Below are 13,652 nucleotides of genomic sequence, written 5' to 3' on the forward strand. Positions count from 1 at the left end.
TCAGCCGGGCAGGGGCGGCGGCATCATGGTAAACAGCTGGGCCAGTTCCGGCACGTCATCGGCCGGCCGCCAGCCATCCTGTCCCGGGGTCCAGACCAGTGTTTCGCGGGTGAACTGTCCGTCGGCGGCCAGCCGTCCCAGATGTCCGCGCCCATAGGGGCCCTGCGCCTGACCGTCCAGCGCGACATGCCAGACCGTCTCGACCTGCTTGCCGGGCAGCGGGGGCGGCGCTGCGGGCTGTGCCGCCGGCCCCCAGGGACCGGGACGCGCCATGCCCATGCCCATCGCCGCACCCATGGCGGCCCCCATGCCGGCGCCGGCGCCACCCGGATTCTGGCTGGCGTTCAGCATCGCCTCGCCCGCGGCATATTGGCCGAACCGGTCCAGATCGCCGATGATCCCCATCGAGCTGCGCTTGTCCAACGCCTTTTCGACCGATTCGGGCAGGCTGATATTCTCGATATAGAATTCCGGGATGGTCAGCCCGTAACCGGCGATCACCGGTTCGATCGCCTTGGCGACCATGCGGCCCAGCTGATCGGTATTGGCGGCCATGTCGAGGACCGGAATGCCCGCCCCCGCGATCATGCGCGAGAATTCCTGCACGATCACGTTGCGGATCTGAAAGCTGATCTCGTCGCTGGTGAACTCGCCATCCGTGCCCACGATCTCGGACATGAAGCGCGCGGGGTCGGTCACCCGCATCGAATAGGTGCCGAAGGCGCGCAGGCGGACCGGGCCGAATTCGGGATCGCGGCAGATCACCGGGTTGCGCGTGCCCCATTTCAGATCGTTGAAGCGGGTCGTGTTGACGTAATAGATCTCGGACTTGAAGGGGCTGCGGAACCCGTGATCCCAGTGCTGCAGCCGGGTCAGGACCGGCAGGTTGTTGGTTTCCAGCAGATAGAGGCCGGGGCCGAACACATCGGCCAGCTGCCCCTCATGCACGAAGACGGCGGCCTGTCCCTCGCGTACTGTCAGCTTGGCGCCGTATTTGATCGCCTTGCCGACGGTCGGGAAGCGATAGACCATGGTATCGCGGCTGTCATCAGTCCATTCGATGATCTCGATGAACTCGCCGCCGAGAATGTCGAAGATGCTCATGTGCCGCGCCTTTCCTGATCATGCGGATCGCGGGCCATTCAGGGACGCGGCGGCTGGATTGTCAACGCCGGCGCGCGCAGGGATGCGCTGCAGGTCAGCCCGGCAAGGGAGGCTGCCAGCCGCCGTTCTGCCAGACCGCTTTCAGGGCCAGGCTCTCGTCCAGAAGGATCAGATCGGCGCTGCGGCCGGGGCTCAGGCGGCCAAGGTGATCCTCCAGCCCGGCCGTGCGGGCGGGCTCGAGCGTTGCCATGGACAGTGCCCGCGCGGGCGCGATGCCGACCTGGCCGACCAGGGTGGCGATGGCGCGGTCCATGCGCAGATCAGCGCCGGCGAGCGTGCCATCGGGCAGGGTCAGCCGGCCGTCCCGGCGCAGGACCGTGCGGTTGTGCAGGATCATCTCGGTCTGATCGGTGCCGGCAAAACCCATGCAATCGGTGACCATGAAAATCCCCTCGGCCCGAGCCGCCAGCGCGGCGCGCATGGCCGCCGGATGGACATGAATACCGTCGGCGATCAGCCCGGCCCGCGCCTTGCCGGTCAGAACCGCGCCCACCAGCCCGGGTGTGCGATGGCCAAGCTGGCTCATCGCGTTGAACAGATGGGTGGCGCAACTGGCGCCGGCGTTGAAGGCGGCCTGCGCGGTCTCGAAATCGCAATCGCTGTGCCCGAGGCTGACCAGTGCGCCAGCCCCCGCCAGCGCGGCGATTTGTTGCGGGGTGGCATTTTCGGGCGCCAGCGTCAGCATCAGCACCGGCAGGACCCGCGCTGCCTCGCAGAGCCGCGACAGATCATCCTCATTCATCGGCCGGATCAGGGTGGGATCATGCGCGCCCTTGCGACGCGGGTCCAGATGCGGCCCCTCCAGATGCAGGCCCAGAAAGCCGGGAACGCCCGCGCGGGTGGCCTCGATCCCGGCGGCGATGACCTGCGCGGTGGCCTGCGTGGTATCGGTGATCAGCGTCGGCAGGATGCCGGCGCAGCCCAGCCGGCGATGGGTGGCGCAGATATGGCGCAGCGCCGCCAGATCGGTCGCGCCATCGACCATAACGCCGCCGCCGCCATTCACCTGCAAGTCAAGGAAAGCGGGGGCGATGATACCGCTGGTCCGGTGCGTCGGCGGGCCGGCCTCGGCGGCGGGCAGGATCGCCTCGATCCGGTCCTCGGCGATCACCAGCGCCTGATCGTCCAGAAAGGCCTCGCCGTCGAACAGGCGTGCGCCGGTCAGGATGTGCCGCATCAGACCGTCTCCGTCACCTTGCGCAGATGCGGCGGCGTGTCCGGATCGAAGCCGCGACGCCGCGCCAACCCCTCGACACAGGCATAGAAACTGGCGGCATTGACCAGCGGCGCCACCATCGGGTGCAGGCCGGGAACCGAAGGCAGGCGGATTGCGCCATTGGCATCCGCGCCGGTCAGGAACACATCCGCCCCCTGCGCGGCCAGCCGCTCGGCGGTGGCGACGACATGCGGCAGGGCGGCATCCTCGACCCCAAGCGCAAGCACCGGGAAATGCGCCTGCACGATGGCGGCGGGGCCGTGCAGCACCTCGGCGGCGCTGTAGGATTCGGCATGGATGCCCGAGGTTTCCTTCATCTTCAGCGCCGATTCGCAGGCGATGGCATAGCCCGGCCCGCGTCCCAGCACAAAGGCAGAGGCCGCGCGCGCCAGCCGCGCCGAAAGCGGCGACCAGTCCAGTGTCACGGCCTCGGCCAGGGCCTCGGGCAGGCCGGCCACGGCGGCGCGCAGATCGTCGTCCTGCTGCCATTCGGCCAGCAGCGCGAGGCCAGCCAGCACCGAATTCACGAAGGTCTTGGTGGCGGCGACGCTTTTTTCCTCCCCTGCCTGCAGGGCCAGGCAATGGGCCGAGGCTTCGGCCATCGGGCTGTCGGCATGGTTGGTGATGGCGATGGACAGTGCCCCGCCCTCGCCCGCCGTGCGCATCATGTCGACGATGTCGGGGCTGCGGCCCGATTGCGAGATGCCGATACAGGCCGCGCCCTCCAGCCGCAGCGGCCGGCGATAGATCGAGGCGACCGAGGGGCCGACCGAGGCCACGGGGATGCCCGCCTGCAACTCGATCGCGTATTTCAGATAGGTCGCGGCATGGTCGGATGACCCGCGCGCCACCGTCGCGGCCACGCGCGGATCGCGGTCGCGCAGGGCGGCTGCGGCCTGCGCCACGGCATCGCGCGAACGCTCGAGGAACCGGGCGGCGGCTTCGGGGATTTCGGCCACTTCGCGGGCCATGTGACTTTGGGTCATGCGTGGTTCCTTTCGGCCTCGGGGGCCAGTTTCAGTTCGACGGCGAAGTCATAGGCATCGCCGCGGTAAAGCGAGCGGGTGAATTCCACGACCTGCCCTGAGGGCAGGTAGGACACGCGTTCGATCCGAAGGCCCGCGGCCCCCGGCGGCACGCCCAGCAGATCGGCGTCCCGCGCGCCCAGATTGGCCGCCGAGATACGCTGCACGGCGCGGACCGGGCGCGTCCCGCGTGCCTCCAGAACGGCGTAAAGACTGGCCTCGACCCCCTCGGGATCGGGCAGGATCGAGGCCGGCAGCGAGGCACGTTCGATGGCCAGCGGTGTGCCGTCCGAACTCCGTACCCGTGCCAGCCGCGCCACCCGGTCATTCGCGCCAAGGCCAAGCGCCATCACCTCTTCGGGGGCCGGGGCGTGCAGCCCCCGCGCCAGCCAGCGGCTTTCGACCCTGCGCCCGCGCCGGCCCATATCCTCGGTAAACGAGGTCAGCAGCGACAGCGCCTGTTCCAGCCGCTCGACCCGGGGGGCGACGAAGGTGCCCGAGCCGCGCCGCTGCACCAGCTGCCCCGAGGCGACCAGCGCCTCGACCCCCTTGCGCACGGTGACGCGCGACAGACCGGTCAGCGCCGCCAGTTCACGTTCGGGCGGCAGGTTGTCGCCGGGCTGCAGCCGGCCCGAGGCGATGGCCTCGGCGATGCGGCGGTGCAGCTGCACATAAAGCGGGCCGGCACCGGGATCGGCAAAGGCCTCGGGGGTGAACAGATCGCTCATGCCGGCACCCCCAATTCGCGCGCCATGGCCAGCGCGCCGTCGGTGCTGCTGCCCAGGGCCGGGCGCTGCGGCCAGTGATCCGCCAGCCGGGCGGCATAATGCGGCCCCAGCCCGCCGGTAAAGACCACCGGCAGGTTGTCGCCATCCTGCAACGTGGTCAGGTTGTGGCGGACCTGATCGACCGCCGCGCCAAAGATGCGCTGAGCCGCAGGGTCATCGCTGGCGACGATCCTGGGCGCCAATGCGCCGAAATCGCCGGGTTTGGCACGGTTGCCGAAGGTGATGATCCCCTCGATGCCGCCATGTTCGTCCAGCACCGCGCGCAAGAGCGGCGTCATCGGCGCGAATCCGTCCTCGGCCCGCATCGCCTCGGCCAGCAGCGTGCGGCCCAGAACCGCGCCGCTGGCCTCGTCCCCCAAGAGGAAGCCGCGCCCGCCGACCTGGCGAATCGCACCAAGGCGCTGGGCCGCAAAGACCGATCCGGTGCCGATCGCGGCAAGGATGCCGTCTTCGGCCCCGAGCGCGCCGCGGGCGGCGGTCAGGCCGTCATTCACGATCCGGATGCGTGCGAAGGGCAGCAATTCGGTCAGCCGGGCGGTTGCCGCGCGCATGGTGCCACCGGCCAGGCCCAGCACGGCGATCAGTTCCTGCGGGGTGGCGCCCCGGCCCCGCAGGGCTTCGTTCGTGGCGGCCATGATGTTGCGGGCCGCGCCCTCGACATCGGTATTGATATTGGCCGGCCCACCGCTGCCGCGGCCCAGAACCGGGCCGTCAGCACCGGCCAGAACCGCCCGACACCCGGTGCCGCCACCATCGATTCCCAGAAACAATGCCATATCGGTCTCCTTGGTAACTAAGATACCAAAGTAATACCAAATGAAAAGCGGAAAGTTGAATCTGGCTGAATACTCCGAATTTCTCGGCAGTTCAGGAGGGGGGTTTACAATTGGTATTGTTTTGGCATTATCTAGCGCAGAGGGGGAATCACATGGATCAACGCAGCACCGAAGCCCGGCATCCCGATTCTGCGGATCTGCATGCGCAGCCCGCTGAACGTGTCCTGTCGCTGCTGCTCGAGGCGCAGATCGCTGCCCTGTCCGCCCTGCGCCCGGCCCTGCCTGCCATCGAGCGCGCGGCCGAGGCCGGCGCGCTGGCACTGGGTCGCGGCGGCCGGATGGGTTACGCCGGGGCGGGCAGTTCCGGGCTGATGGCGCTGGCCGATTGTCTGGAACTGGCCGGCACCTTCGGGCTGCCGCCGGACCGTTCGCCGATGCTGTTCGCGGGCGGGGCCGACGCGCTGCTGCATATGAAGGGCAGTGTCGAGGACGATCCGGAACTGGCCCGTGCGGATGTCGCGCGCGCCGGGCTGACATCGGGGGATGTGCTGCTGGTGCTGTCGGCCTCGGGCACGACACCCTATGCGCTGGCCGCAACGGATGCGGCGCAGGCGCGCGGCGTGACGGTGGCGGGATTCGCCAATCGCGCGGGCAGCCCGCTGCTGCAGGCCGCCGATATCCCGGTGCTGATCGAGACCGGCCCCGAAATGGTCGCCGGCTCGACCCGGATGGGGGCGGCGACGGCGCAGAAGGTGGCGCTGAACATGCTGTCCGTGCTGGTCGCGATCCGGCTGGGTCATGTCCATGACGGCCGCATGGTCAATCTCGTGGCGGACAATGCCAAGCTGGTGGTCCGTGCCGCCCGGATCGTGGCCGACCTGGCCCATGTGCCGGGCCCCGCCGCCGAAGCCGCGCTGAGCGCCACCGGCGGGGCGGTCAAGCCCGCCATTCTGGTGGCGCGCGGCATGGGGCCGGACGAGGCGCGCGATGCGCTGGACCGGACCGGCGGGCGACTTGGGCCGCTGATGGGATGAGCTACAGAGTTTTCAACCAGGGCCAGGACAAGGTCCGAACACAGGGAGACAGACAACCATGACCCGAACGCTTCGCCTCGCGCTGCTGACCAGCACGGTGCTGGCCGGTGCGGCCTCTGCGCAGGACGTGACGCTGACCATCGAAAGCTGGCGCAATGATGACCTGCAGATCTGGCAGGACACCATCATCCCTGCCTTCGAGGCGGCCAATCCCGGCATCAAGGTCAATTTCGCCCCCTCGGCGCCGGCCGAATACAATGCCGTGCTGAACTCCAAGCTGGATGCCGGCTCGGCCGGCGATCTGATCACCTGCCGACCCTTCGAGGCCTCGCTGGAGCTGTTCAGCAAGGGCCAGATCGCCGATCTGACCGATCTGGCGGCGATGGCGAATTACTCGGATGTGGCAAAATCGGCCTGGCAGAGCGACGACGGCGCCGCGACCTTCTGCGTGCCGATGGCCTCGGTCATCCATGGCTTCATGTATAACAAGGCCGCCTTCGAGGAACTGGGCCTGACCCCGCCGACGACGGTGGATGAATTCTATGCCGTTCTCGACAAGATCAAGGAGGATGGAACCTATATCCCGATGGCCATGGGGGCCGCCGACCAGTGGGAAGCGGCGACCATGGGCTATCAGAATATCGGCCCGACCTACTGGAAGGGCGAAGAGGGGCGCAAGGCGCTGATCGACGGCAGCCAGAAACTGACCGACGAGGCCTGGGTCGAGCCCTTCCGACAACTGGCGAAATGGAAGGATTATCTGGGCGATGGCTTCGAGGCGCAGACCTATCCCGACAGCCAGAACCTGTTCACGCTGGGTCGGGCGGCGATCTATCCGACCGGGTCCTGGGAGATCGGCGTCTTCGGCCCGCAGATCGCCGGCGCCTTCGAGATGGGGGCCTTTCCGCCGCCGGTCGCGGCCGAGGGCGATACCTGCTATATCAGCGACCATACCGACATCGCCATGGGCATGAACGCCAAAACCGAACACCCGGAAGAGGCGCGGAAGTTCCTCGAATGGGTCGGAACGCCGGAGTTCGCCACGCTTTAGGCCAATGCGCTGCCGGGCTTCTTCTCGCTGAACGCGACCGCGGTCGAGATGCAGGACCCGCTGGCGCAGGAATTCGTCAGCTGGCGCGAGAGTTGCGAGCCGACCATCCGCTCGACCTATCAGATCCTGTCGCGCGGCACGCCGAACCTGGAAAACGAGACCTGGAACGCCAGCGCCAATGTCCTGACCGGCACCGAGACGCCCGAGGAAGCGGCGGCGCGGCTGCAGGAGGGGCTGGCCTCGTGGTACGAGCCGCAGAAGATGTGACAGCCTGCCGGGCCTGACGGCCCGGCGATCGCCGGGGGGCTGTCTGCCCCCCGGACCCCCCGAGGATATTTTCGTGAAGAAGAAAGGATGCGTCATGGCGCAGCGAAAGCCGTTTCGCTGGCATATCGCGGTGTTTCTTGCCCCCGCGCTGCTGGTCTATACTGCGATCATGATCGTGCCGCTGATCGGCACGCTGAACCTGTCGCTGTTCAACCTGACCGAGGCGGGCGGGCGCGTCTTTGTCGGCCTGAAGAATTTCGCCACGCTGTTCGGCGATCCGCGCTGGTCGGAATCGTTCTGGAACGCACTTGGCAATAATGGCTGGTTCTTTCTGGTCCACATGCTGGTGCAGAACCCGGTGGGCGTGATGCTGGCGGCGCTGCTGTCCTCGCCCCGGCTGCGGATGGCGGCCTTCTATCGCACGGCGATCTTCATTCCGACGATCCTGTCCTTCGTGATCGTGGGCTTTGTCTGGAAGCTGATCCTGTCGCCGATCTGGGGGATCGCGCCGGGCATGCTGGACGCGGTCGGGCTGAAGGCGCTGTTCGCGCCCTGGCTGGGGAAGGAGGAATATGCGCTGACGACGCTGGCGCTGATCTCGGTCTGGCAGTTCGTGGGCATTCCGATGATGCTGATCTATGCCGCATTGCTGTCGATCCCCGACGAGGTGATCGAGGCCGCCGAGATGGACGGCGTCACCGGCTGGTCGCAGTTCTGGAAGATCAAGCTGCCGCTGATCCTGCCCTCGATCGGGATCATCTCGATCCTGACATTCGTCGGCAATTTCAACGCCTTCGACCTGATCTATGTCTCTCAGGGTGCCCTGGCGGGGCCGAATTTCTCGACCGATATCCTGGGGACGTTCCTGTACCGGACCTTCTTTGGCTTTCAGCTGCAGCTGGGCGATCCGCATATGGGCGCGACCATTGCCACGGCCATGTTCGGCATCATCCTGGTCGGTGTCTGCTTCTACCTCTTCGCCATCCAGACGCGGCTGCGCCGCTATCAGTTCTGAGGTGAGATCATGAGCACCGCACGTCATTCCGCCGCCCGCAGCATCGCCGCCCATGGCGTCCTGATCCTCTATACGGTGATCGCGCTGTTTCCGGTCTTCGTGATCGTGGTCAACAGCTTCAAGTCGCGCCGGGCGATCTTTGCCGATCCGCTGGCGCTGCCCACAGCCGAGACCTTCGACATGGTCGGCTATCAGACCGTGCTGAAGCAGGGCGATTTCCTGCTGTATTTCCAGAACTCGATGGTGGTCACGGTGGCCAGCCTGTTCTTCGTGCTGCTGTTCGGGGCGATGGCCGCGTTTGCGCTGTCGGAATACCGGTTTCGCGGCAATCTGCTGATGGGGCTGTATCTGGCGCTTGGGATCATGATCCCGATCCGGCTGGGCACGGTCGCCATTCTGCAGATCATGGTGGCCTCGGGGCTGGTCAATACGCTGACCGCGCTGATCCTGGTCTATACCGCGCAAGGCTTGCCGCTGGCGGTGTTCATCCTGTCGGAATTCATGCGTGGCGTCTCGGACGACCTGAAGAATGCCGGGCGCATCGACGGGCTGAGCGAATATACCATCTTCTTCCGGCTGGTGCTGCCGCTGGTGCGTCCCGCCATGGCCACCGTCGCCGTCTTCACCATGATCCCGATCTGGAACGACCTGTGGTTCCCGCTGATCCTGGCGCCGTCCGAGGCGACCAAGACCATCACGCTGGGCAGCCAGGTCTTCATCGGCCAGTTCGTCACCAACTGGAACGCGGTTCTGGCGGCACTGGGGCTGGCCATCGTGCCGGTGCTGATTCTTTACCTGATCTTCTCGCGCCAGCTGATCCGCGGCATCACCGCAGGAGCCGTGAAATGATCCGCGTCCTTGTCGCCGGGCTGGGGAACATGGGCATCAGCCATGCGCTGGCCTATCACACAGGCCCCGAATTCCGGATCGTCGGGCTGGTCAATCGCAGCACGCCCGACCTGCCGCCCGAGTTGCGGGACTATCCGCTGGGCCATGACTATGCCGAGGCGCTGGCGCGGCTGAAGCCCGATCTGGTCTGCATCGCCACCTATTCGGACAGCCACGCCGATTTCGCCGTGGCGGCGATGCGGGCGGGGGCGCATGTCTTTGTCGAAAAGCCGCTGGCCACGACGGTGGCGGATGCGCAGCGGGTGGTGGATTGCGCGGTCCGGACCGGACGCAAGCTGGTGGTGGGCTATATCCTGCGCCATCACCCCAGCTGGCAGCGCCTGATCGCCGAGGCACGGGCGCTTGGCGGCCCCTATGTCTTTCGGCTGAACCTGAACCAGCAAAGCAGCGGCCCGACCTGGGATGTCCACAAGGCGCTGATGCGGACCACGCCGCCGATCGTCGATTGCGGCGTCCACTATGTCGATGTGATGTGCCAGATCACCGATGCCGCCCCGGTCGAGGTGCGCGGCATGGGGCTGCGGCTGTCCGATGAGATCGCGCCCGGGATGTATAATTACGGCCATTTCCAGGTGCTGTTCGGGGATGGCTCGGCCGGCTGGTACGAGGCCGGCTGGGGGCCGATGATGTCGGACACGGCGTTTTTCGTGAAGGATGTGGTGTCGCCGAACGGTGCCGTCTCGATCCGGATGCCGGAGAGCGCGCGTTCGGACGACATCGACACGCATACCAGAACCTCGACCCTGCGCATCCATCGCGTGGGCGCGGGGGACGAGGATCTGAACATGGCCGATGAGCCGGGCCATCAGGATCTGTGCGACCGTGAGCAGGCCTTCGTCGCCCGCGCCATCGCCGAAGATATCGACCTGAGCCGCCACATGACCGATGCCGTGCGTTCGCTGGCGGTCTGCATCGCGGCGGATGAAAGCGTGCGCAGCGGCGCACCCGTGAAACTTTGAAGGAGGCCCAATGGGAGATCTGACCCTTTCCAATGTCACCAAGAGCTTCGGCGCCACCCAGGTCATCAAGGGTGTCGATCTGGAGGTGAATGACGGCGAATTCTGCGTCTTTGTCGGCCCTTCTGGCTGCGGGAAATCGACGCTTCTGCGGATGGTGGCGGGGCTTGAGGACGTGACCTCGGGCGATGTCCGCATCGACGGCGAGCGGATCAACGATCTGGCCCCGGCAAAGCGCGAGATCGCCATGGTGTTCCAGAGCTATGCGCTCTATCCGCATCTGACGGTGCGCGACAATATGGGGCTGGCGCTGAAACAGGCCGGCACGCCCAAGGCCGAGATCGCCGCCGCCACCGAAAAGGCCGCCGCCATGCTGGACCTCGGGCCGCTGATGGCGCGGCGCCCGTCCGAACTGTCGGGCGGCCAGCGCCAGCGTGTCGCCATCGGCCGGGCCATCGTGCGCACGCCGAAGCTGTTCCTGTTCGACGAGCCGCTGTCGAACCTGGACGCGGCGCTGCGCGTGGCCACCCGGATCGAGATCGCGCGGCTGCACCGGGAACTGGGCGCGACGATGATCTATGTCACCCATGACCAGGTCGAGGCGATGACGCTTGCCGACAAGATCGTGGTGCTGCGCGCCGGCCGGGTCGAGCAGGTCGGCCGGCCGATGGATATCTATAACGATCCCGACAACACATTCGTCGCCGGCTTCATCGGCAGCCCGCAGATGAATTTCCTGAAATCCGGCCTTCTGGGGCTGCGTTCGGACAGGCTGGGCATCCGTCCCGAGCATCTGGAGATCTCGACCAGCGCCGGCCAGATCGAGGGCCGCGTCAGCCATGTGGAAAAGCTGGGCGGCGAGACGCTGACCTATGTCCGCACCCCGGACCACGAATTGCTGACCGTGCGCCAGTTCGGCGAACACGACCACCCGGTCGAACAGGCCGTCTGGCTGACCCCGGACCAGTCCCGCGCCTTCCATTTCGATGCCGAGGGGCAGCGCCTGCGCGCCTGAGCCTCAGCGGATGCTGATCGGCTGGGTGAAGGAATAGCTGGCGTCGGTCAGTTCCTTCGGCGCGGCGGGACAACGGGCCCGCTGCGCACCGCGCGCGATCTCGCGGTCGATGCGGGCCTGACCGGAGGAACCGGTCACGCTTGCGGCCTGAACCCGGCCATTGCGTCCGACCCGGACGCTGAGCGTCGCGCGCAGACCGCTGCCGCCCGATGTGCGGGCGATGCTGCGCAGCAGGCAGGACGAGATCTGGGCGTGCCATTTCGCCTGCATGCTGGCGCGCTGCTTGGCGCTGACCCCGCCACCACCGCCACCCGAGGACGACGCGGCGGACTGCCCGCCCTGACCCGCACGCGAGGGCGCGGCTGCCTGCGGCTGCCTCGGCGCCTCGGTCCGGGCCTTCTGGCGTTCCGGTTCGGCCTTGGGCTGCGCCTGCTTGCGGATTTCGCGTTGGGGCTCCGGCTTCGGATCGGGCCGCTGCATGGGCCGGGCCGAGGCGTCCAGCCGCAGTGGCGGCACGATCTCTGGCGGCGAGAAGCTTTGCAGTTCGGGCAGTTCCGGCGGCACAATCTCGGGCTGCGGGGCCGGAGGCTCGGGCAGGTTCGGTCGGACGGCGCTTGTCTCGGGGGGCAAAAGCGCGGGCGGCGGCGCCATCGCGGTCACGACCGGCGGCTGCTCGGACAGGGGCGCTTCGTCCTGCACCTCCTCGACCGGGGGGGCCGGCGGCGTGGTTTCGACGATCTCGGTGGTCGGCTCGGGCGGGGCGTCCCATTCCGAGACCAGTCCCGCCATATCGACCGATCCGGCCGCCAGAACGGCGGGCGGGGCGTCGTAGAAGGCGCCGCGCTTCATCTGCTCGGGCAGCATGACCGCAGCCGCCGAGACATGCAGGGCGGCGGCGATGACGACGAAACCGGCGATTTCCAGAGAGCGCGACCTTGCCATGATCAGCCCCCGCTGACCACAAGCCGGGCCTCGCTCTCGCTGACCTCGCGCAGCCGTTTCAGCAGCCCGGCGATCTGCTTGCCCGGCGTCGCTGCATCGGCGCGGATCTCCAGCGGGATCGTGGCTTCGCGCGCGGCGATCAGCGGCCAGACGGCCTCATCGCGCGCCGCGTCATAGGCCAGCTCGCCCTCGGCGGATACATACAGCACCCCCTGTTCCTGCGCGGGAATGTCCGAGCGGCTGTCGGGCGGGATCACCTCGAAGGGCGTGGGCGGTGCGATCTGCGCGGTCAGCAGGAAGAAGATCAGCAGCAGGAAGACGACGTTGATCATCGGGATGATCGACTCGCCGCGCGGCTTTCGGGGGGGCATGTCGATGCGCATGGCCTATTCCACCAGGATCAGCCGGTCAAAGCCGTCCGCGCGCAGCAGGTCCATCACCTCGACAAGCCGTTGCAGGTCGGCCCCCTCGCGCGGGCGCAGCACGACGGCACCGCCCTCGGGCGGCATCAGCGGCGTCAGCGCATCGGCCAGCGCCTCCTCTTCGACCGCGGCTCCGTTCAGCATCAGCCCGTCGGCGGCGATGTCGACAAGGCGTGGCGCCCCCTGCCATTCGCTGCCCGTCCCCTCGCTGCCGCCGGCGATCGGCAGCACGGCGTCGATTCCAAAGCGCGAGGACAGCATGAAGAAGATCAGCAGCAGGAAGACCACATCGATCATCGGCGTCAGCGACATGCGGCGCGGATGCCGGCGCGGGCCAAAGCTGAAGCCGGTCTCGCTCATTCCGCGGCCGCAAGCAGGGGCGCGCGGCGCGGGGCCTCGATCGGGGTCGGGGCCGGGGCCTTGACGAAGATGCGGGTGGCCAGATCCTCGAGATCGGCCTGCAGCCGGTCGACGATGGATTCGAACCAGCTGAGGGCGATGCCGGCCGGAATCGCCACGGCCATCCCCGCGGCGGTGGTCAGCAGCGCCTCCCAGATGCCGCCGGCAAGGGCCGAGGGGTCGGCGCGGCTGCCGGCCTCCTGCAGGACCTGGAAGGCCGAGATCATGCCCAGAACCGTGCCCAGAAGGCCCAGCAGCGGCGCGATGGTGGCGATCAGTTCCAGCGCCCGCAGGCCCTCACGGGCGCGATACAGCGCCTGCCGGGCGACCCGGCCGGTCTCCTCGCGCGCGGTCTTGTCGTCGATGGCGGGATCCAGCGTGGTGCCGATCGCCGCCTGAACGACCCGGGCGCGGGCCGAGGGGCGGCCCTTGACCTCGGCCAGTGCCTGCGCGCGCTGGCCTGCGGTCCACAGTTGCAGCGCGCGGCGCGAATGGCTGCCGCCCCAGACGCCCAGCCGCCACAGCGACCACAGCTTCCACAGCACCACGGCCAGCGTGATGACCGACAGGGCCGCGATCAGCCACATGGTCCAGCCGCCGTCGCGGATCATTCCGATCAGCGGCAGGTCGGCAAGTGCGGGGGTGATGTCGGTCATGTCCAGTCTCCGTCGGA

14 protein-coding genes and 1 pseudogene are annotated in these 13,652 nt (G+C 67.7%); 6 read left to right on the forward strand and 9 right to left on the reverse strand.

The genetic code is table 11. The features are described from left to right. The 5 genes from KNW02_RS07695 to KNW02_RS07715 all read right to left on the reverse strand — a co-directional run bounded on the left by KNW02_RS07695 (position 1) and on the right by KNW02_RS07715 (position 4,969). Complete coding sequence (locus KNW02_RS07695) at positions 1-1,104, reverse strand: SPFH domain-containing protein (protein ID WP_216032685.1); 1,104 nt, start codon at positions 1,102-1,104, stop codon at positions 1-3. 94 nt (positions 1,105-1,198) lie between these two features. After that, positions 1,199-2,341 (reverse strand): N-acetylglucosamine-6-phosphate deacetylase, encoded by a 1,143-nt coding sequence (gene nagA / locus KNW02_RS07700; protein WP_216032686.1) that lies wholly within the window; start codon positions 2,339-2,341, stop codon positions 1,199-1,201. After that, a complete protein-coding gene (locus KNW02_RS07705) occupies positions 2,341-3,366 on the reverse strand; it encodes an SIS domain-containing protein (RefSeq protein WP_216032687.1) in 1,026 nt (341 codons plus the stop codon). The genes nagA and KNW02_RS07705 overlap by 1 nt, the downstream gene beginning before the upstream one ends. Continuing rightward, positions 3,363-4,133, reverse strand: a complete 771-nt coding sequence (locus KNW02_RS07710; protein ID WP_216032688.1) for a GntR family transcriptional regulator — start codon at positions 4,131-4,133, stop codon at positions 3,363-3,365. Before KNW02_RS07710 ends, KNW02_RS07705 begins: the two co-directional genes overlap by 4 nt. Continuing rightward, complete coding sequence (locus KNW02_RS07715; RefSeq protein WP_216032689.1) at positions 4,130-4,969, reverse strand: glucosamine kinase nucleotide-binding domain-containing protein; 840 nt, start codon at positions 4,967-4,969, stop codon at positions 4,130-4,132. Before KNW02_RS07715 ends, KNW02_RS07710 begins: the two co-directional genes overlap by 4 nt. A 152-nt stretch (positions 4,970-5,121) precedes the next feature. On the opposite strand from KNW02_RS07715, the gene KNW02_RS07720 reads away from it, so the two are divergent. The 6 genes and pseudogenes from KNW02_RS07720 to KNW02_RS07745 all read left to right on the forward strand — a co-directional run bounded on the left by KNW02_RS07720 (position 5,122) and on the right by KNW02_RS07745 (position 11,216). Then, on the forward strand, positions 5,122-6,003 hold the full coding sequence (locus KNW02_RS07720) for an N-acetylmuramic acid 6-phosphate etherase (protein ID WP_216032690.1): 882 nt from the start codon (positions 5,122-5,124) through the stop codon (positions 6,001-6,003). Positions 6,004-6,061: 58 nt separating this feature from the next. Further along, positions 6,062-7,321, forward strand: a pseudogene (locus tag KNW02_RS07725) (ABC transporter substrate-binding protein). Positions 7,322-7,415: 94 nt separating this feature from the next. After that, positions 7,416-8,336, forward strand: a complete 921-nt coding sequence (locus KNW02_RS07730) for a carbohydrate ABC transporter permease (protein WP_216032691.1) — start codon at positions 7,416-7,418, stop codon at positions 8,334-8,336. A gap of 9 nt (positions 8,337-8,345) precedes the next feature. Further along, on the forward strand, positions 8,346-9,185 hold the full coding sequence (locus tag KNW02_RS07735; RefSeq protein WP_216032692.1) for a carbohydrate ABC transporter permease: 840 nt from the start codon (positions 8,346-8,348) through the stop codon (positions 9,183-9,185). Next, positions 9,182-10,204 (forward strand): Gfo/Idh/MocA family protein, encoded by a 1,023-nt coding sequence (locus KNW02_RS07740; protein ID WP_216032693.1) that lies wholly within the window; start codon positions 9,182-9,184, stop codon positions 10,202-10,204. The genes KNW02_RS07735 and KNW02_RS07740 overlap by 4 nt, the downstream gene beginning before the upstream one ends. 10 nt (positions 10,205-10,214) lie before the next feature. Continuing rightward, on the forward strand, positions 10,215-11,216 hold the full coding sequence (locus KNW02_RS07745; protein WP_216032694.1) for an ABC transporter ATP-binding protein: 1,002 nt from the start codon (positions 10,215-10,217) through the stop codon (positions 11,214-11,216). Positions 11,217-11,219: 3 nt separating this feature from the next. Here KNW02_RS07745 and KNW02_RS07750 read toward each other — a convergent pair whose 3' ends face one another. Genes KNW02_RS07750 through KNW02_RS07765 form a run of 4 tightly spaced genes read right to left on the reverse strand, consistent with a single transcriptional unit; the run spans position 11,220 to position 13,635 of the window. Further along, on the reverse strand, positions 11,220-12,158 hold the full coding sequence (locus KNW02_RS07750; protein ID WP_216032695.1) for a TonB family protein: 939 nt from the start codon (positions 12,156-12,158) through the stop codon (positions 11,220-11,222). Between the two features lie 2 nt (positions 12,159-12,160). Continuing rightward, a complete protein-coding gene (locus KNW02_RS07755) occupies positions 12,161-12,541 on the reverse strand; it encodes a biopolymer transporter ExbD (RefSeq protein WP_216032696.1) in 381 nt (126 codons plus the stop codon). A 3-nt stretch (positions 12,542-12,544) separates the two neighbouring features. Further along, positions 12,545-12,940, reverse strand: a complete 396-nt coding sequence (locus tag KNW02_RS07760; protein ID WP_216032697.1) for an ExbD/TolR family protein — start codon at positions 12,938-12,940, stop codon at positions 12,545-12,547. Then, a complete protein-coding gene (locus tag KNW02_RS07765) occupies positions 12,937-13,635 on the reverse strand; it encodes a MotA/TolQ/ExbB proton channel family protein (protein WP_216032698.1) in 699 nt (232 codons plus the stop codon). The genes KNW02_RS07760 and KNW02_RS07765 overlap by 4 nt, the downstream gene beginning before the upstream one ends. Between the last annotated feature and the right edge of the window lie 17 nt (positions 13,636-13,652).

Source organism: Paracoccus marinaquae, assembly GCF_018860165.1.
Classification (GTDB): Bacteria; Pseudomonadota; Alphaproteobacteria; order Rhodobacterales; family Rhodobacteraceae; genus Paracoccus; species Paracoccus marinaquae.

What these genes read in the sequence shown, in the direction of transcription:
- KNW02_RS07695 (WP_216032685.1), bottom strand. Translation starts at nt 1,104, where the DNA reads ATGAGCATCTTCGACATTCTCGGCGGCGAGTTCATCGAGATCATCGAA.
- KNW02_RS07735 (WP_216032692.1), top strand. Translation starts at nt 8,346, where the DNA reads ATGAGCACCGCACGTCATTCCGCCGCCCGCAGCATCGCCGCCCATGGC.
- KNW02_RS07740 (WP_216032693.1), top strand. Translation starts at nt 9,182, where the DNA reads ATGATCCGCGTCCTTGTCGCCGGGCTGGGGAACATGGGCATCAGCCAT.
- nagA (WP_216032686.1), bottom strand. Translation starts at nt 2,341, where the DNA reads ATGCGGCACATCCTGACCGGCGCACGCCTGTTCGACGGCGAGGCCTTT.
- KNW02_RS07730 (WP_216032691.1), top strand. Translation starts at nt 7,416, where the DNA reads ATGGCGCAGCGAAAGCCGTTTCGCTGGCATATCGCGGTGTTTCTTGCC.
- KNW02_RS07720 (WP_216032690.1), top strand. Translation starts at nt 5,122, where the DNA reads ATGGATCAACGCAGCACCGAAGCCCGGCATCCCGATTCTGCGGATCTG.
- KNW02_RS07750 (WP_216032695.1), bottom strand. Translation starts at nt 12,158, where the DNA reads ATGGCAAGGTCGCGCTCTCTGGAAATCGCCGGTTTCGTCGTCATCGCC.
- KNW02_RS07710 (WP_216032688.1), bottom strand. Translation starts at nt 4,133, where the DNA reads ATGAGCGATCTGTTCACCCCCGAGGCCTTTGCCGATCCCGGTGCCGGC.
- KNW02_RS07705 (WP_216032687.1), bottom strand. Translation starts at nt 3,366, where the DNA reads ATGACCCAAAGTCACATGGCCCGCGAAGTGGCCGAAATCCCCGAAGCC.
- KNW02_RS07760 (WP_216032697.1), bottom strand. Translation starts at nt 12,940, where the DNA reads ATGAGCGAGACCGGCTTCAGCTTTGGCCCGCGCCGGCATCCGCGCCGC.
- KNW02_RS07715 (WP_216032689.1), bottom strand. Translation starts at nt 4,969, where the DNA reads ATGGCATTGTTTCTGGGAATCGATGGTGGCGGCACCGGGTGTCGGGCG.
- KNW02_RS07765 (WP_216032698.1), bottom strand. Translation starts at nt 13,635, where the DNA reads ATGACCGACATCACCCCCGCACTTGCCGACCTGCCGCTGATCGGAATG.
- KNW02_RS07745 (WP_216032694.1), top strand. Translation starts at nt 10,215, where the DNA reads ATGGGAGATCTGACCCTTTCCAATGTCACCAAGAGCTTCGGCGCCACC.
- KNW02_RS07755 (WP_216032696.1), bottom strand. Translation starts at nt 12,541, where the DNA reads ATGCGCATCGACATGCCCCCCCGAAAGCCGCGCGGCGAGTCGATCATC.